General features: G+C 64.7%; 20 protein-coding genes. 4 read left to right on the forward strand and 16 right to left on the reverse strand.

The genetic code is table 11. The annotated features are described in order from the left end of the window. The first annotated feature begins 164 nt into the window (after positions 1-164). Positions 165-1,886 (forward strand): YifB family Mg chelatase-like AAA ATPase, encoded by a 1,722-nt coding sequence (locus ABWO90_RS06970; RefSeq protein WP_353190461.1) that lies wholly within the window; start codon positions 165-167, stop codon positions 1,884-1,886. A 9-nt stretch (positions 1,887-1,895) separates the two neighbouring features. Here ABWO90_RS06970 and ABWO90_RS06975 read toward each other — a convergent pair whose 3' ends face one another. Next, a complete protein-coding gene (locus ABWO90_RS06975; protein ID WP_353190462.1) occupies positions 1,896-2,435 on the reverse strand; it encodes a hypothetical protein in 540 nt (179 codons plus the stop codon). 96 nt (positions 2,436-2,531) lie between these two features. Here ABWO90_RS06975 and ABWO90_RS06980 point away from each other — a divergent pair, with 96 nt between their 5' ends. Both ABWO90_RS06980 and ABWO90_RS06985 read left to right on the forward strand, forming a co-directional pair. After that, positions 2,532-3,428 carry a thioredoxin domain-containing protein gene (locus tag ABWO90_RS06980; protein ID WP_353190463.1) on the forward strand — a complete coding sequence of 299 codons (897 nt, stop codon included), beginning with the start codon at positions 2,532-2,534 and terminating at the stop codon, positions 3,426-3,428. 69 nt (positions 3,429-3,497) lie between these two features. Continuing rightward, entirely contained in the window at positions 3,498-4,022 is a 525-nt protein-coding gene (locus ABWO90_RS06985; protein ID WP_353190464.1) for a TlpA disulfide reductase family protein, read from the forward strand. Between the two features lie 75 nt (positions 4,023-4,097). On the opposite strand, the gene ABWO90_RS06990 is transcribed toward ABWO90_RS06985, so the two are convergent. The 12 genes from ABWO90_RS06990 to ABWO90_RS07045 form a co-directional block, all read right to left on the reverse strand. Then, the gene (locus ABWO90_RS06990; RefSeq protein ID WP_353190510.1) at positions 4,098-5,450 is read right to left on the reverse strand and encodes a sigma-54-dependent transcriptional regulator; all 1,353 of its coding nucleotides are present in this window, start codon (positions 5,448-5,450) and stop codon (positions 4,098-4,100) included. After that, positions 5,450-7,453, reverse strand: coding sequence for a sensor histidine kinase (locus ABWO90_RS06995; protein WP_353190465.1), 2,004 nt, complete (start codon positions 7,451-7,453; stop codon positions 5,450-5,452). Before ABWO90_RS06995 ends, ABWO90_RS06990 begins: the two co-directional genes overlap by 1 nt. 179 nt (positions 7,454-7,632) lie before the next feature. After that, positions 7,633-8,919, reverse strand: a complete 1,287-nt coding sequence (locus ABWO90_RS07000; protein WP_353190466.1) for a dicarboxylate/amino acid:cation symporter — start codon at positions 8,917-8,919, stop codon at positions 7,633-7,635. Positions 8,920-8,963: 44 nt separating this feature from the next. Continuing rightward, entirely contained in the window at positions 8,964-9,758 is a 795-nt protein-coding gene (locus ABWO90_RS07005) for an ABC transporter ATP-binding protein (protein ID WP_353190467.1), read from the reverse strand. A gap of 10 nt (positions 9,759-9,768) precedes the next feature. Then, entirely contained in the window at positions 9,769-10,605 is an 837-nt protein-coding gene (locus ABWO90_RS07010) for an ABC transporter permease (RefSeq protein WP_353190468.1), read from the reverse strand. A gap of 15 nt (positions 10,606-10,620) precedes the next feature. Further along, positions 10,621-11,589 carry an ABC transporter substrate-binding protein gene (locus ABWO90_RS07015; protein WP_353190469.1) on the reverse strand — a complete coding sequence of 323 codons (969 nt, stop codon included), beginning with the start codon at positions 11,587-11,589 and terminating at the stop codon, positions 10,621-10,623. A gap of 210 nt (positions 11,590-11,799) precedes the next feature. Then, positions 11,800-12,579, reverse strand: a complete 780-nt coding sequence (locus ABWO90_RS07020; RefSeq protein ID WP_353190470.1) for an IclR family transcriptional regulator — start codon at positions 12,577-12,579, stop codon at positions 11,800-11,802. After that, positions 12,579-13,463 (reverse strand): N-formylglutamate amidohydrolase, encoded by an 885-nt coding sequence (locus ABWO90_RS07025; protein ID WP_353190471.1) that lies wholly within the window; start codon positions 13,461-13,463, stop codon positions 12,579-12,581. The genes ABWO90_RS07020 and ABWO90_RS07025 overlap by 1 nt, the downstream gene beginning before the upstream one ends. Before the next feature lie 452 nt (positions 13,464-13,915). Continuing rightward, on the reverse strand, positions 13,916-14,923 hold the full coding sequence (gene lipA / locus ABWO90_RS07030) for a lipoyl synthase (protein ID WP_353190472.1): 1,008 nt from the start codon (positions 14,921-14,923) through the stop codon (positions 13,916-13,918). Positions 14,924-14,946: 23 nt separating this feature from the next. Continuing rightward, positions 14,947-15,654, reverse strand: coding sequence for a lipoyl(octanoyl) transferase LipB (gene lipB / locus ABWO90_RS07035; RefSeq protein WP_353190473.1), 708 nt, complete (start codon positions 15,652-15,654; stop codon positions 14,947-14,949). 125 nt (positions 15,655-15,779) lie between these two features. After that, entirely contained in the window at positions 15,780-16,730 is a 951-nt protein-coding gene (locus ABWO90_RS07040; RefSeq protein WP_353190474.1) for a DMT family transporter, read from the reverse strand. Positions 16,731-16,913: 183 nt separating this feature from the next. Continuing rightward, entirely contained in the window at positions 16,914-17,246 is a 333-nt protein-coding gene (locus ABWO90_RS07045) for a DUF2917 domain-containing protein (RefSeq protein WP_353190475.1), read from the reverse strand. A gap of 100 nt (positions 17,247-17,346) precedes the next feature. On the opposite strand from ABWO90_RS07045, the gene ABWO90_RS07050 reads away from it, so the two are divergent. Continuing rightward, the gene (locus ABWO90_RS07050; RefSeq protein ID WP_353190476.1) at positions 17,347-18,387 is read left to right on the forward strand and encodes a transcriptional regulator GcvA; all 1,041 of its coding nucleotides are present in this window, start codon (positions 17,347-17,349) and stop codon (positions 18,385-18,387) included. A gap of 50 nt (positions 18,388-18,437) precedes the next feature. On the opposite strand, the gene ABWO90_RS07055 is transcribed toward ABWO90_RS07050, so the two are convergent. From ABWO90_RS07055 to ABWO90_RS07065, 3 genes are read right to left on the reverse strand one after another with little or no spacing between them, the layout of a single operon-like run. Then, positions 18,438-18,710, reverse strand: coding sequence for a DUF493 family protein (locus tag ABWO90_RS07055; RefSeq protein WP_353190477.1), 273 nt, complete (start codon positions 18,708-18,710; stop codon positions 18,438-18,440). Next, positions 18,707-19,555, reverse strand: a complete 849-nt coding sequence (locus ABWO90_RS07060; protein ID WP_353190478.1) for a D-amino acid aminotransferase — start codon at positions 19,553-19,555, stop codon at positions 18,707-18,709. The genes ABWO90_RS07055 and ABWO90_RS07060 overlap by 4 nt, the downstream gene beginning before the upstream one ends. 5 nt (positions 19,556-19,560) lie before the next feature. After that, on the reverse strand, positions 19,561-20,784 hold the full coding sequence (locus tag ABWO90_RS07065) for a D-alanyl-D-alanine carboxypeptidase family protein (RefSeq protein ID WP_502922556.1): 1,224 nt from the start codon (positions 20,782-20,784) through the stop codon (positions 19,561-19,563). Positions 20,785-20,872 lie beyond the last annotated feature (88 nt).

A 20,872-nucleotide genomic window follows, 5' to 3' on the forward strand; every position in this document is an offset into this window, starting at 1 on the left:
GGATTCGTCCCAAGCCATATACAGACGATTCCGGCGCCCCTGTGCCGGACGTCCGAAAAACGTCCCATACCCGCGCGCTTGGCCAATAGAGCGTTGCGCGGTGCCTCGCATGCCGACGACTATCGAGGCTCATGCAATGCATCGCGACGTTCGAAGGAGAAGTCATGTCATTGGCCATTGTCGGCAGCCGGGCGATCACAGGAATGGCGGCGCGTGCCGTGACGGTTGAAGTGCATCTGGCCAACGGGTTGCCGGCCCTGTCGCTGGTCGGACTGCCCGATACGGAGGTGAAGGAGAGCCGGGAGCGCGTGCGCTGCGCATTGCAGAACAGCCGGTTCGAGTTTCCGGCCAGACGCATTACCGTCAATCTGGCGCCGGCCGATCTGCCGAAGGCTTCCGGCTGTTTCGACCTGCCGATTGCCCTCGGTATTCTCGCGGCCAGCGGACAGCTTCCCGAGGCCGGTCTGCGCACGCACGAGTTCGCGGGAGAGCTCTCGCTGACCGGTGAGCTTCGTCCGATACGCGGCGGGCTGGCGATGGCAAGTGCGGTGGCCGCCGGCGCGACATCGTGTGCCTTGGTGCTGCCGACAGGCAGCGCTCAGGAAGCGGCGCTGGTGGAAGACGCCATCGTCTATGGCGCGCGCACCTTGCTCGACGTGTGCGCGCACCTTGCGGAACCGGACGTGGCGACACCGCTGCCGCGGGCGGTCGTACCGCGCACGGTTTCAGAACCCGAAGGTGCCGGTGATGCGAGCGAGTCTGCGGGGTCAGCGGCTTCGACCGAGGTGCCGGCAGAAGTGCCTGCGGAGACGCCGGTGAGCGCGTCAGTCGGAAATTCGGCGCAGCATCCGGCGAGGGCATCGGCAGGTGCCGCGAAGTCGCCGAACGCCGCGAGCACGGCCGGCGCCCCAGATGCAGCGGCAACGGCCACGCGTCCGGACGCAGACGACGTCCCCGATCTTGCCGACATCAAGGGACAAGCCCCGGCCAAGCGAGCGCTGGAAGTGGCGGCGGCGGGCGGCCATCATGTCCTGTTCTACGGGCCGCCGGGCACGGGAAAGTCCATGTTGGCGACACGTCTCGTCGGGTTGCTCCCGACCTTGAGCAAAGCGCACGCGGTCGAAGCCGCCACACTTGCCAGCCTGAGTGCGCAGGGCTTCGATCTGCGCCATTGGGGCAGGCGACCGTTTCGCGCGCCCCATCACACCGCTTCGGCAGCGGCCCTCGTCGGTGGTGGAAGCAGCCCACGCCCCGGAGAAATCAGTCTCGCGCATCGAGGCGTGCTCTTTCTCGACGAGCTTCCCGAGTTCCAGCGACGTGTTCTGGAAGTCCTGCGCGAACCGCTCGAATTGGGCCACGTGACGATCTCGCGCGCAGGCGGGCAGGCGACCTTTCCCGCCGCGTTCCAACTGGTGGCCGCCATGAACCCGTGTCCATGTGGCGATCTGGGCCATCCATCGCGAAGCTGTCGCTGTACCGCAGACGCCGTGGCGCGCTATCGCAACCGCCTCTCCGGCCCGCTACTCGATCGAATCGACTTGCATGTGGAAGTGCCTGCATTGGGCGCCGAGATATTCGCAGCACCGGCAGACGGCGAACGAAGCCGCACGGTCGCCGCGCGCGTCAGACTGGCGCGTGAGCGACAGGTCACGCGCCAAGGCCAACTGAATTGCACCCTGTCAGGCCGTCTGCTCGAAGCGCAGTGCCCGCTGGCAAAGGAAGCGCAGGAAGTGTTGCACCGCGCCGTTACCCAACACCACTGGTCCGCACGTACCTATCACCGCGTATTGCGCGTCGCGCGCACCGTGGCCGATCTGTCCGGATGCAACGCCATCGACGCGCACCATGTCGCCGAAGCCGTGCAGTATCGCGAAGCGCCGCCGTGACAGCGGGGATCACTCCAGTGTGAAGGAATCGAGGAACTGGTCGACCTGTTCCTTCGTGGGCGCCTTGGTCCCCATCACGACAACCTGATACGCATGATTGCCGCGCCCGACGAATCGGGCTGCCACGTACCGTTCGGTCTTGTCGCTCGACTTGCCTTGTGCCGAGACGGCAACGCCCGGGACGGTGGGCGCATCGCCGGCCTGGCGCACCATGACCTGTGCGGGGGCCGCGGCTGCGTCGTTCACGTTCGCGAGCAGGCCTTGCTGCAATTCGGCGAGCACGGTCTGACGCAACGTGGCGTCGTCGTTGGGCAGCGTGACCACGCCGACGGCAAACAGCGCCTCGTCCACGCGGGCGGCTTGCATACGCATGGGCAACGGGCCGGAGGCGAACTTCACTTCGCGGGCGTCCTGCGTGGGCTTGGCGGGATACGTCACCGCGTAGGCGCCGTCCTTATCGTGGACCTCGCGCCAGTCGTAGCGGGGAGAACACGCGGCGAGCACGACCGCCGCAGCGAGCATGACGCAGACACGGACAACGCGATTCATAGCGGAGTGAAAGTGGAAGGACAGGAAACGGCCATTATCCGTCATGTGCCGCGGCACGGAAAACACCTCGCCCCGGTTCCCGGTATCATCGGCGCCATGAAACGTGCGCCCCATTCCCCCACACGCCCCGTTGGTCTCGCTCGCCGCGTCATGTGTGCCATCGGCATGCTGGCCACGCTATCGTCAGCCTGTGTGCTCGGCACGGCGCCTCAGGCAACGGCTGCTGAAACCAGCAAGCCGACTGGCGCCGCACTTCAGGCAACGGCCGCAGAAACCAGCAAGCCGACCGGCGCCGCACTTCAGGCAACGGCCGCAGAAGCCAACAAGCCGACTGGCAATGCACGTCAGGCAACGGCGGCACAAACCAGCAAGCCGGCCGGCGCCGCGCCCAGTCGCCAGTTAGCCCAGGCCACCGGCATCACCTATCCCCACGAGGGCACGACGGCCGCACCGCTCGACAGCAAGACTGCCGCCAGCCAACAGGCAGCCGTGCCCCTGGCGACCGACTTCGCGGCGCACGCGCGTCGAGCGAAGGCGCTAGACGTGCCGCTGATCGTGCTGGTGTCGTTGCGCGACTGCGTTTATTGCGGCCCGATCCGTCAACGCGAACTCGCGCCGCTGGTGCGCAGCGGCAAGTACGAAGTGCGCGAAATCGGCATGGACAGCACGGCCCCAGTGCGCGACTTCGACGGATCGACGACGACGGGCGTCGCGTGGGCGCGAGCGCATGGCGCAAAGGTATCGCCCACGGTTTTGTTCCTCGATACCAACGGACACCCGGTGGCCGACCCGCTGATCGGCGCCGGACTCCCGGACTTCTACGGCGCCTATCTCGACGACGCCATCGCCCGGGGGCGCGCCCGCATCCACGCGGAGCGCGCGGCAGGGAACAAGGCGGGAAGTGGCGCCCAGACCGGCGCCCAGACCGGCGCCCAGACCGGCGCCCAGACCGGCGCCCAAGCCGGCACCCCCAGCGGCACCGGAGCACGCTGAGATCGAATTCCGGGATTCAGAGTAGAATCGACGTCACCTAATGAACCACCCATCCCAAACGGCTGTGTCATGAGCACTTCGACGTCCCGCAAGTCACCTCTCGGCAAGATCATCGCAGCGGCGATTCTTGTCGTCGTCGCCGCTGCCGGCTACTTCACGTTCGCCGGACAAAAGCGCGCGCCCGAAGCCACGTTCACGTTGCTCTCGGGGCAGAAGCTCGGCACGGAACAACTCAAGGGCAAGGTTTACCTCGTCAACTTCTGGGCGACGAGTTGCACCACGTGCATGAAGGAAATGCCGACGATGGTGCAGACCTACGAGAAGTACAAGGGCCAGGGTCTGGAATTCGTGGCCGTCGCCATGAGCTACGACCCGCCGATGTACGTGGTGAACTACGCGCAAACGCGTCAGTTGCCGTTCAAGGTCGCGATGGATTCCGACGGCAGCGTGGCCAAGCAATACGGCAACGTGCAACTCACGCCGACGACGTTCGTCGTGGATCGCGACGGCAAGGTACTCAAGCAATATGTGGGCGAGCCGGAATACGCGGAGCTGGACAAACTCATCGAGAAGGCGCTCGCCAAACAGGCCTGACGCCCCCAGCCGGCGGCGACAACGTCGCAGCATCGAAAAAGCGCCCCTCAGGGCGCTTTTTTTATGAACACGACCTCACCGACCGCCGTCGCCCCCGTCACCGTGTCCGCGCGTGTGCAGACCATAGCGCTTGAGCTTCTCGTAGAGCGTGGCCTTCGGGACGTGCAGCGCTTCGGCGGTGGCCGCCACATTCCCCTTGCTGTGCTCCAGCGCCTCTTGCAGCACGGCACGCTCGAAGCGATCCACCTGTTCCTTGAGCGGCAGCGGCGCGAGCGAATCGCCCTCGGGTGCGCTGGCCACGCCGAGCACGAGACGATCCGCCGCATTGCGCAGCTCCCGCACGTTGCCCGGCCAGTCCGACTGCATCAGCTCCTGGCGCATGCGATCCGACACCACCGGTGCAGGGCGCCCGTAGCGCACCGCAGCGTCGAGCATGAAGTGCTCGAACAGCGGCAGAATGTCCTCGCGACGCTCACGCAGCGGCGGCAACGCGAGCGTCACCACATTGAGGCGGTAGTACAGATCGCGCCGGAACGTTCCGGCGCGCACGAGCGCTTCCATGTCGCCCTTGGCGGCCGCCACCACGCGACAGTCCACGCGGATCGACTGGTTCGACCCGAGCCGTTCCAGCACACCGTCCTGCAGCACGCGCAGCAACTTCACCTGCAAGGCCGCAGGCATGCTTTCGATCTCGTCGAGGAACAGCGTGCCGCCCGACGCGTGCTCCAGTTTGCCGATACGACGCTTCGCCGCGCCGGTAAACGCACCGACCTCGTGGCCGAACATCTCGCTCTCGAAGATCGCTTCGGGCAAGGCGCCACAGTTCAGCGCCACGAAAGGCGCATCGCGACGGCGCGACAGTTCGTGCAGGCTGCGCGCGACCAGTTCCTTGCCGGTGCCGGTGTCGCCGTTGATGAGCACGGGCGCGTCGGTCATCGCCACGTTGGCGATCAGCGTGCGCAGCGTCTCCATCGACGGGCTGCGGCCGATGATGCGCGAGGCACGTCCGCCCTGCTCCGCCAGTTCGCGCCGCAGCGCCTGGTTCTCGAGCATGAGCTTGCGGGTTTCCAGCGCGCGCTTGGCCGACTCGATCAGACGATCCGGCGCGAACGGTTTCTCGATGAAATCGTAGGCGCCGTCGCGAATCGCCTGCACGGCCATGGAGATGTCGCCATGCCCCGTGACGAGAATGACCGGCACCTCGGGCGCGTGCTGACGCAGATGCGCGAGCAGTTCCAGCCCGCTCATGCCGATCAGGCGAATGTCGGATACGACGATACCGGCGAAGTCCGGCGTGATGCGCTCGCGCGCCGCCTCGGCCGAGGCGAGCCCGAAGGCGTCGAGTCCGGCGAGTTGCAGGCTCTGCAGCGTGGCACGCCGCACGAGCTCGTCGTCTTCGACGAAAAGGATCTGGAGGTTCTTGTACATCATGCGAGGGTCGCAATGGTGCGCTGCACGCGGCGCAGCGTCACGAGAAATTCCGCCCCACCGCCGGGAACGTTGCGCGCCACGAGCTGGCCGCCGTTCTCCTGAGCGATGGACGATGAGATGGCGAGTCCGAGCCCCATGCCCTGACCGCCCTCCTTGGTACTGAAAAACGGCTCGAAAAGACGTGGCATATGGGCCTCCGAAATCCCCGGTCCGTTGTCGCGAACGTAGATGCGCACCCACGATGCGTCGGCGTCGACATCGATCCAGATCGACGGCGGCGCGTGCAGATGCCACTCGTCGGCAGCGCCGGACACGCTCAGCACGGCATCGATGGCATTGCCCACGAGGTTGATCAGGATCTGCTCCAGACGCAGCCCTTCGCAGGCAACCTGCACATCGTCGAGTCCGTCGGCGAACGACGTCGTCACTGAAATGCCTTCCAGCCGCCCGCGCAACAGCATCAGCGTGTTGTCGAGCGCACGTTGCACCGGCGCTTCCATGTCGCCGCGACGCGCGCGTCCTGCGAACAACCGCAACTGGCCGGTGATCTTGCCCATGCGATCGGTCAGCGACGCAATGGCTTCGAGATTCTCCCGCGCAGCCGAGTGCTCACCGCGCTCGAGCAACACTCGAGTGTTGTCGGAAAAGCTGCGCAGCGCAGAGAGCGGTTGATTCAGTTCATGCGTGATACCGGCGGCCATCTGCCCCAGTGCCACGAGTTTCGATGCCTGCACGAGTTCGCTCTGCGCTTCGCGCAATTCGTGCTCGGTGCGCGAACGTTCCTGCACTTCCGTCTGCAACCGCTGGTTCGCCGATTGCAGATCGGCCGTGCGCTCGGCGACCCGCTCGCCCAGTTCGGCATAGGCCGACTGCAACAGCTCACGGCTCTTGAGCATGTCGCGCACGCGCTGGCGCCGCTGATTCCACGCCACCCCGAGCAAACAGGTGAACGCGGCCAGACAGGCCGCCGCCACGGCGGCGATGCGCGCGTTGGCGATCACCTGATCGAGCGGCGCGAAGTACATGAGTGTCCAGTCAGGCTCGCCCAGCTTGCGCTGCACGGCGAGAAAGCGCCGGGTCTTGCCCGCGCTGCGACCGTCGTGCACGGTGACCACTTCACCGTCGGCGTCGAGTCGCTCGTCCTCGCTCCAGGCAAGCGGCGTGATGTGCTGGTTGTAGTACTGACGCGTGCTGTTGAGTGCCGCCGTCACGTCCGGCCCGAGCGGTGCGAGCGAACGATACTGCCAGCGCGGTTCCGACGACAGGAAGACCACGCCGTGATCGTCGGCCACGACTACCGGCTCTGACGCGTCGGCACCCGCACGCTGAAACCATTCGAGATTGAGCTTGACGACGACCACACCGCGAATCTGGCCATCCACGACAATCGGCTGGGAGACGAAATACCCCGGCTCGCCGGAGGTCGTACCCACGCCGTAGAAGCGCCCGAGCGCGCCCTTGATGGCGTCGAGGAAATACGGGCGAAAGCGATATTCCTGTCCGACGAACGTGGCCTTCTCGCGCCAGTTACTGGCAGCGAGCGCGAGACCGTTGGCGTCGATCACGTACGCAGCCGATGCCTTGGCGCGCTGGTTCACGTCGAACAGATAGTCGTTGGCGCGCTGAACGACCGCCGGGTCCTTCGGGTGGCGCAGCAGGTCGTGCACATAGGGGTGCAGCGACAACAGGTAAGGGAGGAATTCGTAACGGTCGACGGTACTGCGCAGACTGCCTGCGTAGCGCTCGACGCGAGCACCGGCGTTCACGCGCAGGTCGGCTACGCCGCGCTGCCAGCTCAGGGTGTACGTCAACCAACAAAACAGAACGCTCGCCAACAGCATGACGACGATCCATGACCAACGGCGCATCGGCACTGTCCTCTCGAGATCGATGGGGACTTCGTCGCGCCGGGTGTCCGGGGTCCTCGCAGACGTGGCGGCGGCACCCGTCGGGGTGTCGCGGCGGCGTGCGCGGATCAGGGTGTCGTACAGGGTGGCCATTGGGGCGCAGGGTACCGAAAGACCACCGGGCGGCGAAGCTCAGGCGCTATTGTGCCTGTGCCGCGCCGCCCGGTGGCGTACGTTGCAATGGCAGCGGTCATCAGAACACTGCCGGCGCCTGCGCGCGACGCCCGTCACTACGGGGTTGCACGAGGCTCCGGCGGCCGCTGCCGGGGCCGTCAGGCCAGATCCGGACCTTGCTTGCCGGACATCGCTTCGGCCAGCTTCTTGCGATCCAGTTCCTTTTCCCAGGCCGACACGACAACCGTGGCAACACCGTTGCCAACGATGTTCGTCAGCGCGCGGCATTCGCTCATGAAGCGGTCGATACCGAGAATCAGCACCATCCCGGCGACCGGGATCGTCGGAATCACGGCGAGCGTGGCGGCCAGCGTGATGAAGCCGGCGCCGGTCACGCCCGATGCGCCCTTCGACGTGAGCATCGCCACGGCGAGCAGCGTGAGCTGCTGACCCCAGGTCAGATCGATGTTGGTCGCCTGCGCAATGAACAGCACGGCCATCGTCATGTAGATGTTCGTGCCGTCGAGGTTGAACGAGTAACCGGTCGGGATCACGAGACCCACCACCGATTTCGAGCAACCGGCCTTTTCCATCTTTTCCATCAGGTGCGGCAACGCGGCTTCCGACGAGCTAGTACCCAGCACGATCAGCAGCTCTTCCTTGATGTAGGCGAGGAAGCGGAAGATCGAGAAGCCCGTGAACTTGGCGATCAGGCCCAGCACGACGATCACGAACAGGAACGACGTCAGGTAGAACGTGCCCATGAGCTTGGCCAGCGGCACCAGCGAGGCGATACCGTACTTGCCGATCGTGAAGGCCATGGCACCGAAGGCACCCAGCGGCGCAACCTTGGTGATGATGTGCACCACGCGGAAGAGCACGCCCGAGACGCTGTCGATCCAGCCCGTCACCACGCGACCACGCTCGCCGATCGCGCCCAGGGCGGCGCCGAACAGGATAGCGATCACGAGGATCTGCAGAATCTCACCCTTGGCGAACGCGTCGGTGATCGTGTTCGGGATCAGGTGCAGCAGGAAGTCGACGAACGTGTCACCGTGCGCGGCCTTCTCGGCGTAGCCGGCGATCGCCTTCGGATCGAGCGAGTTGATGTCCACGTTGAAGCCGGCGCCCGGCTTCAGGATGTGCGTCGCTGCCAGACCGATGATCAGCGCGAGCGTCGAGACGATCTCGAAGTAGAGCAGTGCCTTGCCGCCAACGCGGCCGACCTTCTTCATGTCCTCCATGCCGGCGATACCGGTCACGACGGTACAGAAGATCACCGGGCCGATGATCATCTTGATCAGCTTGATGAACGCATCGCCGAGCGGCTTCATCTGTACGGCCAGATCGGGCTTGAAGTGCCCGAGCAGCACGCCGATGACAATGGCGAACAGCACCTGCACGTACAGGATGCGATAAAAGGGTTTCTTGGTCTGGGTTTGCATGTTGTTTCCTCTTCAGGCGGCGGGGCAAGCCACCGCCCTTGTTATCAATCCGCGGTGACGCCGCGAATCTCGCTTTGCGCAAAGCGCATTTGCTCCTCCATCACCATCTGGGCCAGCGTCTTCTTCAATTCATTGAATTCGCTGCCCGCCGTGTCGCGCGGACGGGGTAGTTCGATGACCACGTCCTGCTTGACCGTGCCCGGCCGGTACGTCATGACGACGACCCGGTCGGCCAGATAGATCGACTCCTCGATACTGTGTGTGACGAAAATGATCGTCTTCCGGAATTCCTCCCAGATGCGCAGCAGCTCGTCCTGCAACGTGCGACGCGTGAGCGCGTCGAGCGCGCCGAACGGCTCGTCCATGAGCATGATCGGGCTGTCCAGCGCGAGCACGCGGGCAATCGCCACGCGCTGACGCATGCCGCCCGACAGGTCGCGCGGAAAGCGATCGCGGAACTCGCGCAGGTTGAGCTTGCCGAGCAGCAGGTCGACGCGCTCGTTGATCTCGGCGCGCTTCATGCCCTTGATTTCCAGCCCGAACGCGATGTTCTGCGCCACCGTCATCCACGGGAACAGCGCGTACTGCTGGAACACCATGCCGCGATCCGGGCCCGGCTCGGCCGCCGCATCGGCACGACCATCGATACGAATGGCGCCCGAGGTCGGTTGCACGAAGCCCGCCAGCGCGTTGAGCAGCGTCGACTTGCCGCAGCCCGACGGGCCGAGCAGGCAGACGAACTCGCCGGCGGCGATGTTCAGGTCGATGTCCTTGAGCGCGTCGACGACACCGCCGGGGATCGGGAACTGTTTGTTGACGTTTTCGATTTCGATCAGCATGTCGCTCGCCTCACTTGGTTTCGAGACCACGGTGCCACTTGAGCAGGTGGTTGTTGAGACGATCCATGCCCAGATCGATGATCAGGCCGAGCAGACCGATGGTCAGCATGCCGGCGATGATCTTGTCCGACCACATGTACTCGCGCGCTTCCAGAATGCGGTAGCCGAGGCCGTTGTTCACGGCAATCATCTCGGCCACGATCACGACGATGAACGCCGTACCGATACCGATGCGAATGCCCGAGAGAATGTACGGCGTGGCCGCCGGCATGATCACGCGGCGGAAGATCGTGAACTGGCTTGCACCGAGATTGCGTGCGGCGCGCAGATAGATGCCGTCGACATGGCGCACGCCCGCGATCGTGTTCATCAGCACGGGGAAGAATGCCCCGAGCGCGATGAGGAAGAACGCAGGCGGATTGCCCAGGCCGAACCAGAGAATGGCCAGCGGAATGTAGGCGATCGGCGGAATCGGACGCACCACCTGCACCAGCGGGTTGAACAGTCCGTAGACGCGCGTGCTGGTGCCCATGAGCAGCCCCAGCGGCAACGCGATGACCGTGCCCACGAGGAAGCCCATGATCACGCGATACAGGCTGTGCGTGGCGTCCATGAGCAATTCGCTCGATTGCAGCCAGGCGCCAAAGCCCTCGGCCATCGCCACGGTCGGTTTGAGGTATTGCCACCATTTGGCCAGCACAGCGACCGGCGACGGCAGAATGATCGGGTTGATCCACTCGAGGCCCGTGACGATCTGCCAGACCACCAGGACCGCGAGCGGAATCAGCACACCACGCATGACACGCGTGGTGCGCGAGACGCCCGAATTAGCAAGTACGGCAGCCATCCGTTTCGCCCCGTCTTACTTGATGTTCAGCTTGGTCTTGGCCTTGGCAAGCAGGTCGAGCTTGACCCAGTCGTCGGCCTTCGGCACCGGATCCTGCAGCTTGCCGACCCCGTACTTCTTCATGAGGTCGGTGGTGAGCTGCACGTGCGAGGTGCTCAGATCGTAGCTATACGGCGAGTTGCCGATGGCGTCGGTGAAATCCTGCGTGGTGATCTGGTTCTTGAACATGTCCTCGCGCACGTACTTCTCGGCCGCTTGCGGGTTCTTGATGAAGTAGTCGGTCGCTTCGACGAAGGCGTACATCAGACGCTGTGCCACGTCCGGCTTGTCCTTGTAGAGCTTCTCGGTGATCACGAGGGCACGCACCGGCTCGCCGATCGGCGTGTCGTACGGCTTGAGGACTTCCGTGCCGAAGCCCTTGTTGATGGCTTGCGAGGCCTGCGGCTCGGACTGGCACATCGCGTCGATGCTGCCGGCGGCAAGCGCCTGGTTCAGATCGGCGAAGGCCATGAACATGATCTGCACGTCCTTGCCCGGCTGATCCGACCACGTCAGGCCGGCCTTGGCCAGTTCCGCGTAGAGAATGAGTTCCTGCGCGCCGCCACGGGCCACGCCCACTTTCTTGCCCTTGAGGTCGGCAACCTTGCTGATCGGCAGCCCCTTCTTCGCGACGAGACGCACACCGCCCTTCGCGAAACCGGCCACGGCATAGATCGGCGCCCCCTGCGCACGACCTGCGATGGCGGCGTCAAGCGCGCTTGCCGACACGTCGATCTGGCCTGCCACGATCGCCGGCATGATGTCCACACCCTTGGCGAACATGCGCTCTTCGATCTTCAGGCCGTACTTGGGCCCGATCACCTTCATGTACGACACGGCGCCGTAGTGGGCGAACTTCAGATTGCCCAGACGCACCAGATCGTCGGCAAAGGCATGTAGCGAAGCCGCGCACAGCGCTGCGGCGGCAAGACATTGCTTGAACATAAGGTCTCCTCTCTTATTGGAACGGCTTGTCGCGGTTTTCCGGATTTCCGTCGGAAATTCGGACAACGCAACAGCACGCGCGTCAGAAAGCAAGACTTATGCCAACAAAGCAAGTCTTTGATTTTATTGAGTCAAACTGTGGAAAACCCGATGGTCGGGTATACGGAAACCCAGAAAAATGGCGCAATAGCTTTCCGGGTTTCCGGAAAATCAGGCGGAGAGCGCCTCGGGGACAGGAATCTGATAACCCAGCGCCGCAGAAATTTCAGCGGCGCAGGCAGAGAGTCGCGACGAGATGTCGGGCAGGAGCGCACGCGTCATGCGCGACGACGGGCCCGACGCCGACAGCGAAGCGATGACTTCGCCGGAGGCGTCGCGCACCGGCACAGCCACCGACACGGCTTCCGGCGCGAGTTCGCCGAAGCTCACGGCGCAATCCTGGCGGCGCACGTTGAGCAGTTCGGCAGCCAGTTCGTCACGTTCGATGAGGGTGCCTGCGGTGTAACGCTTGCGCGGACGGCCCAGCACCTGGGCGCGCACGTCGTCGGAGGCGAAGGCGAGCAGCACGCGGCCCGACGCGCCCACATAGAGCGGACGACGGTTGCCGACCACGCCGTGCACCCGCAGCTCGTGCGTGGACTCGACACGTGCCACGCACAGCGATTCGAGGCCATCGCGCACGCGCAACTGAATGTTCTCGTTGAGCGCGCGGCTGAGCGCCTGCAGGTGACGATGCGCCACCTTCACGAGATTGACCTGCTCGTGACCGGCGACCCCCAGCACCAGCGCCTGGGCGCCGAGCACATATGTCACCGGACTGCCTTCGCGAACCACCCAGCGATGCTGTTCGAGCGTCGCCAGCAGACGAAACGCCCGCGACTTGTTCAGGCCGGCACGCTGCGCCAGTTCCGTCACACCCAGGCCGGGGCATTCCCCGACCAGCGACAGCAGCGTGAGTGCCGTGTCGACCGAAGCGACTGTGTAGTCCATCAAGCTTCCTCGCTATGTTGTTCGGCGTAGGCGGCGAGTGCCGCCGCGAATTGGCCAAGTTGCGATTGCAGCGTCGAGAAACCGTCATGTTTCTCGGCGCGCGATTCATTCAGGTACAGCGCCTGGTTCAGCTCGATCTGCACGCTGTGACGCCGCTCGGCGGGGCGGCCGAAGTGGCGCACCAGATCGCCGCCGCGATAAGGCGTGTTGTAGGCCACGCGCAAGCCCAGCCGCGTGAACTCGGCCATGACCCAGCGCGAGAACGCCGGGTCGGCCGTTGTGCCGTCGGCGTCGCTCACAATCACGTCCGGGCGCGACATGCCCGCGTCGGGGTCGAGCGCGCCGCCGCGCGAATGCATCGAATGGCAGTCGAGATGCCAGACCACGCCGTGCTCGCGCCAGGCCGCATCGAGCGTGTCGCGCAATGTCTGGCGGTAGGGCAGGTAGTAGTCGTGAATACGCCGCTCCACCTCGGCCACTGTGAGGCGACGGTCGTAGAGCGGCACGTTCGGTGCGGCGAACCGATGCAGCAGCCCGACACCGCGCTCGCTGTAGGCCTGCGGACGCGCATCGTGCGGCCACAAACTCGCGATCAGCTCGGGATCGATATCGTGTTCGGCTCGGTTCGGATCGATATAGGCCCGCGGGAACAGCGCCGCGACAAGCGTGGCGCCGTGGTGCGTGGCGACCGACCACAATTCGTCGACATAGGCGTCGCCGCACGCGAGGATCGCAGCAGTTGGCGCAATCGTGTCGAAATCCGGCGGAAAGACATGACCGCTGTGCGGTGCGTCGATCACCAGCGGCAACCCTTTGCCAAGGCCTGCCGAGCCCCTTTGCGGTGCTTCGACAAAATACCGGCCCTCGACGACCTGACGGGACATGCCCCCTCTCCTAACGCGCATCCATGACTTCCACCCGCCAACGCGCATGGCAGGCGCATTGTTTTGTCAAGCAAAACAAGGTTTCAATATTCTGAAACAACAGGGGGACGCAGACAAGGTTCGGGTTGTTACAACATATTTCGGCGCGGGATAGAAGGCGCACGGGGCGCAAGTCGCATGAATCGGCGACGTTGCGCACAGATCGACGTGCGTTTTACCGACTTTGGCGGAGAGCAGTGGTGTGCGTGGCGCGTCTTACGTATCGAACCGGGCGCCGTTTGTGACGCCGCGTAATGGAATGGACGACTGGAATGGACGACTCGGTGGGTGAACAGCGCCAACTTGCGAAGCCTGCCGGTTGGCCCATCCAATGCGCACGGGCAAATAAAAACGCGGACCGTCTTTCGACGATCCGCGTGTTTTGTCCGGTCATGCGCGAGTTGCGCAGCGGGTCAGATGGCGTCGGCCACACCCGCTTCGTGCGCCTGCACGTCGGCGTGATAGCTCGAGCGCACCATCGCGCCCACGGCGGCGTGCGTGAAGCCCATCTTGTAGGCTTCTTCCTCGAACATCTTGAACGTATCGGGCGTCACGTAACGGCGGACCGGCAGATGGTGCTCCGACGGCTGGAGGTATTGACCGATGGTGAGCATGTCGACGTTGTGCGCACGCAGATCGCGCATCACTTCGAGAATTTCCTCATCCGTCTCGCCCAGACCGACCATCAGGCCCGACTTCGTCGACACGTCCGGATGCTTCGCCTTGAACTCCTTGAGGAGCGTGAGCGAGTGCTGGTAGTCCGAGCCCGGGCGCGCTTCCTTGTACAGACGCGGCACCGTTTCGAGATTGTGGTTCATGACATCGGGCGGTGCGGCGTTCAAAATGCCCAGCGCGCGATCGAGACGGGCGCGGAAGTCCGGCGTCAGGATTTCGATGCGGGTTTGCGGCGAGAGCTCGCGCACATGGCGAATGCAATCGACGAAGTGCTGGGCACCGCCGTCGCGCAGATCGTCGCGATCCACGCTCGTGATCACCACGTATTTCAGGCGCATCGCGGCGATGGTCTTCGCCAGGTTGAGCGGCTCGTCGACGTCGAGCGGGTCCGGGCGGCCGTGGCCGACGTCGCAGAACGGGCAACGACGCGTGCACTTGTCACCCATGATCATGAACGTGGCCGTGCCCTTGCCGAAGCACTCGCCGATGTTCGGGCAGCTCGCCTCTTCACAGACCGTGTGCAGGTTGTGCTCGCGCAGGATCTGCTTGATTTCGTAGAAACGCGACGTATGGGTCGCCGCCTTCACGCGAATCCAGTCCGGCTTCTTCAAACGCTCGATCGGCACGATCTTGATCGGAATGCGCGCCGTCTTGGCTTGCGACTTCTGCTTGGCGGTGGCGTCGTAATCGCCATCGATCGTGCGAACTTCCTTGTTCGCGGTGTCGTTCTGAGTCACGGTGGTCATGTTGGGGCTTTCCAGACGTCCATTCAGGCGGCGGCGGTAGCGCCCGCAGCCGGATCGGCCTGCGGCGCGGCCAGGGCCGTCGCGGTGTGCTGTTCGAGGTGATGACCGAGTTGCTGCGCCAGTCGCGCGGCCACTTCGTCCCAGCGGGGCGCCACGCCGAGCGTGGCCATATCTACGGTTTGCAGGCCGGCATAGCCGCACGGATTGATCCAGTCGAACGGCCGCAAATCCATGCTGACGTTCAACGACACGCCGTGATAGCTGCAACCGTTGCGGATCTTCAACCCGAGCGCGGCGATCTTCGCGCCGGCATGCGCTGCGGCGCCGTCGCCCTGGCTCACATAGATGCCCGGCGCGCCGGCCCGGCGCTCAACGTCGAGATTATACGCTCCAAGGGTGTCGATCACCGCCTGCTCGATCAACCGGACCATTTCACGCACGCCGAGCTTGCGGCGGCGCAGGTCCACGAGCAGATAGATCACGACCTGGCCGGGGCCGTGATACGTGATCTGGCCGCCGCGGTCGACTTTGACGAGCGGGATACCGGTGTTCGCAACGAGCAGATGGGCGGGGTCGCCGGCGAGTCCGAGCGTATAGACAGGCGGATGCTGGACGATCCAGAGCTGGTCGGGGCCGTGCGGGCCACGCGTGTCGGTGTACGCACGCATGGCGTCGAACGATGTGGCGTAGTCTTCGGTGCCGCGCCAGCACACTTCGATCGGGGAGGTCATGGACGCAATTTTAGCGAAACCGGCACACTCTTGCTCGAAGCCCTGCGGGCCTTGCCACGCCGGGCGGAGGCGGCCGATGTTGCCCGATGGCAACACCCCCTCCCGGCGCCGAAACGCCCGGGGGCTCAGGCGGTCTTTTTCACCGCCGGCGCCCCGAGGCCTCGCGCGTACCCGCCGGCCGCGAGAAGAATCATCACGCCCCCCAGCCACTGCGTCGGGTGCAACACGATCCCGAACGCCAGAAAGTCGACGGCTACCGCCACGACCGGGTAAACGAACCCGAAAACGGCGAGGCTTGACGTCGACGCCTTCTGAAACGCGCCGTACAGCAGCAGATACATGAACGTCGTGTGGAACAGCCCGAGCGTCACGATGGCGCCGATCTGGCGCGGCGCGGCGGGCAAATGGTGGAAATCCGCCATCCAGACGAACACGACGGCGCCGATCACCATGTGTAGCGCGGCGATGATCTCCGGCCGGATCGTCCCGGCGAGCTTCTTGGTGAACAGCGTCGTCGCCGCGTACAACGACGCGGCAGCCAGCGCGCTCGCCACGCCGATGAGGTACCCGGGGCCGTGCACGCCACCCGGTTCGGCCAGAATCACCAAACCGGCAAACGCCACGCCCAGACAGCCGAGCGTTGCCACCGACGGACGCTCCCGAGTGACCACCACGCCTGCCAGCACCAGCAGAAACGGCTGCACGTTGTAGACCACGGTCGTAATGCCCACCGACGTCAATCGATACGCCGTGAACAGGAAATACCAGTTCGAGACGAGCGTGATCGCACCGAGCGTCACGTTCACGATCTGCCAGCGCGCCATGCGCAGCCCGCGCCAATAGCCCCGGTACGCGCACCACGCGCACAGGCTCGCCGCGCCGATCAGGCAACGGAAGAACACCACATTCAGCGCCGGCTGGCCCGAAATCAGCACGAACCAGCCAATCGTTCCCGAGATCACCATTGCGGCGACCATCAGCATGCGACCGAGACGTTCGTCGGCCTGGGCGTTTCGAAGGGCGGCAGATTCGGGGGAAGGCGACGGCATGCGAGCGGGCGGTGAGGCTTGGGTCATCGGGAACGACTTCTCTGATTTCGACGCGTTATCGGCAAATTTCGGATTAATTATTGCGCGTCTTGTTGTGAATTCCAGTAACACATTGACGGCACTCGCCCCGGCGCCAGAAACGAAACACGCGCTCGTCGGCGAGACTCGCCCCGGAGCGCGTGGATTCGACGGGCGGATGCCCGGGTGGTATCAGGCAGCGGCGGTGCAGGAATTCGCTTCACGCGCTGCGCGGCGTCCGGCCAGCCACCTGCCAAGCGTGCGCATCATCGGGAAACGATGTGCGACGTCGCGCTCCAACGCGGCTTCGGCTTGCGCCTCGGAAGAGACCCAGTAACGGCGTCCCGGCTCGACGGCAAGGCGCTGCCCGGGCATCAGCCAGTAGTCGCGCGGGTCGCCCGCCCGGGTGACCCAGACCGCCGAACCGCGAGCAACCAGCGTATGCTCGTGGTGAAGGTCGAGGGTAATCACTTCGCCCGGACGAATACCGTAGAAGTACTGCACCTTTGTCAAATTGTTTTGCATTTTACGACCCCCACTCAGTGCGAGACAATGACTGAATCATAGGGACTGCCAAGCGCCGCACCAAACGACATATTTTCACGGCCTTGCCAATAGAGCTCACATGGACCTTCGGAGACTTCCAAACCTGAGCGCCTTGCGCGCATTCGAAGCGGCGGCGCGACTGGAGAGCTTCTCCCGCGCGGCCGAGGAACTGTTCGTCACGCATGGCGCCATCAGTCATCAGATTCGCGCGCTGGAGCAGGAATTGGGCACCGCGCTCTTTGCCCGCAACGGCAAGCGCATCAGCATCACGCCGGCGGGCCGGCAGTACGCCACGTCGATCCGCACCGCGCTCGACGACATCGCGCAGGCCACGCGCAAGCTGCAGGCGGGTACGCGCAGCGAGCGGCGTCTGGTGCTCACCACCATGCCGTCGTTCGCGAGCCGCTGGCTCACGCCACGCATCGGCCGCTTCATCGACCGTCATCCCGAGCTGGAAGTGGAGCTGCGGTGCAGTGCGCATCTGATCGATTTCGAGCGCGATGACGTCGACATCGCCCTGCGCATGGGCAAAGGCAACTGGCCGGGGCTGCACATCGAGAAGGTGCTCGATGACGTGTTCTTCCCGGCGTGCAGCCCGTCATACAACGATGGGAATGTTCCGCGCACGGCCGACGAATTCCGCCAAAGCACGTTACTACGTTCGGAAGGTGAGCCGTGGGCACCCTGGTTTGCGGCGGCAGGCTTTGACCTGCCCGAACCGGCGCAAGGCATGATGTACGAGGATTCGGGGATGTTGTCGCAGGCGGCGATCGTCGGCCAGGGCGTGGCCCTCGTGCGCCGTTCGCTGGCCGTGGGCGACATCATGGCCGGGCGCCTGGTGCGGCTCTCCGACGTCGATACGCCTTGCGAATGGGATTATTACTTCGTGTGTCCGCCAGCGGTGCTGCAGACGCAGCGCGTTCAGGCGTTCCGGACGTGGTTTCTGGAGGAGTTGGCGGCGTTCGAGTCGGTCAAGCACATGCTGCGCCGCCCAACGAAGCCTAGCCCTGCCGCAATGGCAGCCGGCATGGCCGCCACGGCAGGAGAAATGACGACGGACGCGCAGTTGGGGCTCGACCCCACGCTGCCGCCCGACGATGGCGCTCCAACGCACGCCTGACGCGCCCCACGATGGCGCCCGGCAGACGCCGGGCGTACCGAACGAGCGGCTTACAGCACGACCTTGACCATCGGATGGCCGGTGAGCGCGCGATAGATGTCGTCGAGATGCGCCTTCGAATGCGCACGCACGGTCACGGTCAGGCCGAGATACTTGCCCGAACTGGACGGACGCATTTCCACGGTCGCGGCGTCGAACTCCGCGTCGAACTCACGCAGCAGCGCCACGATGGCGTCGGCGAAACCGTCCTGCGACGCGCCCATCACCTTGATCGGGAAGTCGCACGGAAACTCCAGCAGGCTTTCCTTCTTTTCCGTCGTCATAGTGCCTCCTTGGCCCGCTGATAGGCCGCGTAGAGCGCGCGGAACACCGGGCCCGGCTTGCCGTCACCGACCGCCTTGCCGTCGAGCGTGACCACTGCCAGCACTTCCTTCGTGGCCGACGTGATGAGCAATTCGTCGGCGTCGCGTACTTCCGATGCGCTGACCGGACGCTCGTGGAACCGGATATCGCACTCGCGGGCGAATGTCTCGAGGGCGCCGTAGCGAATGCCCTCGAGAATCCGATTATCGCGCGGCGGCGCGAACATTTCACCGCCCTTGACCACCCACACGTTGCTCGACGACGCCTCGGTCAGATACCCGTCGCGGAACTGGATCGTCTCCTGCACCTCGTGATCGGCCGCGTACTGCGCCATGAGCACGTTGCCCAGCAGCGACGTCGACTTGATGTGACAGTTCAGCCAGCGACGGTCTTCATGCGTCACCGCCCCCACCCCGTGCGCCACCTTCTCGCGGCCCGGCAGCGTGAGCGGCGTCGCAATGCCGAACACCGTGGGCGTGATGTCCTTCGGGAAGGTGTGCTGGCGCGGCGCCACGCCGCGCGTGACCTGCACGTAGACGCTGTGCGGATCGGCGTCGCACGTGGCCGACAGGCGCGCGAAGAGCGCTTCCCATTCGGCGCGCGTGTACGGATTCGCGATGCGGATCTCGGCGAGGCTGCGCTCGAGCCGGTCGAGATGCTGCGCGAGCCGGAACGGCTTGCCGTGATAGACCGGCACGACTTCGTAGATGCCGTCGCCGAACAGGAAACCGCGGTCGAGCACGGAAATCTTCGCGTCGGCGAGCGCAATCATCTCGCCGTTGAGCCAGACGGTGGGGTTGTGCATGGCGATTACTTCTTCACGAACATGAGACGCAGCGCGTCCCACGCGCGGCCGATGAAGCTCGCTTGCGGCACGTCGACCAGCGCCACGACCGGGAATTCGGCCAGTTGCTTGCCGTCGGCCATGACCTTCACGGTGCCGACCTGCGCGCCGTTGGCCAGCGGAGCGATCAGCGGCTCACGCAGTTCGAGCTGCGGCTTGATCTTGTCGGCCATGCCCTTCGGCACGGTGATGAAGGTGTCCTTCTTCACGCCGATCTTCAGCTCGCTTTCCTTGCCCTTCCACACCTTCGGCGTGGCCACGACCTGATTCGCGCCGTAGACACGCAGCGTGTCGAAGTTCTGGTAGCCGTAGTTCAGTGCCGAGAGGCTGTCTTGCACGCGTGCGCGTTCGGTCGGCTCGCCAACGACGACCGACAGCACGCGGCGGTTCACGCCTGCGGCACCCGGCATCGGACGCGACGCCGTCGACACCAGGCAGTAACCCGCTTCCTTGGTGTGGCCGGTCTTCAGGCCATCGACCGTCGGATCGAGATACAGCAGACGGTTGCGGTTCGGCTGGCGAATGTTGTTGTACGTGAAGCTCTTCTCCGAGTAGATCTTGTAGTACTCGGGGAAGTCCTGAATCATCAGCGTCGACAGACGGGCGATATCGGCGACCGTCGTGTAGTGTTGCGGGTCGGTCAGACCGTCGACGTTCGTGTAGTGCGTATTCTTCAGCCCCATGCGTTGCGCCGCACGGTTCATCAGTTCGACGAAGCCCGGCTGGGAGCCGCCGACGAGTTCGGCCAGCGCGATCGAGGCATCGTTGCCCGACTGGATGATCATGCCGTAGACCAGATCGTGCACCGAGACCGGCTTGCCGGCTTCGATGAACGTGCGCGATTCGTCGCGGCCCACCTTGCGCACGGATTCGCCCGGAATCACGGTCTGTTCCATCGAAATACGCTTGTCGCGCAGCGCTTCGAAAATCAGGTACGACGTCATGATCTTCGTGAGCGAGGCCGGCTCGACACGGGCATCCGGATCACCGGCGGCGAGCACCTGACCGCTGGTCACGTCGACGATCGTCCACGCCTTGGCCGTCATCGGCGGCGGCGGAATTTGTTGGGCACGGGCGGGGAGCGTTGCAAGCGAGCCGCAAGCGACGAGTGCCGCGGCAGCGGCGGCACGGGACAGCGAAGCGTTGAATGTCATGGGCGAAGAGAAAAACGAAGTGAGGCTCAGGGGCATCTGCGCTTGAAGAAGCGCCGTGGCAGCGGCGCTTTGGCGAGCCCGCGGCACGGCGACGGAGACAGCGGCACCGGGGTGCCGGTGCCAT

It is taken from the genome of Pandoraea pnomenusa (assembly GCF_040391475.1).
In the GTDB taxonomy this organism is placed as follows: Bacteria; Pseudomonadota; Gammaproteobacteria; order Burkholderiales; family Burkholderiaceae; genus Pandoraea; species Pandoraea pnomenusa_C.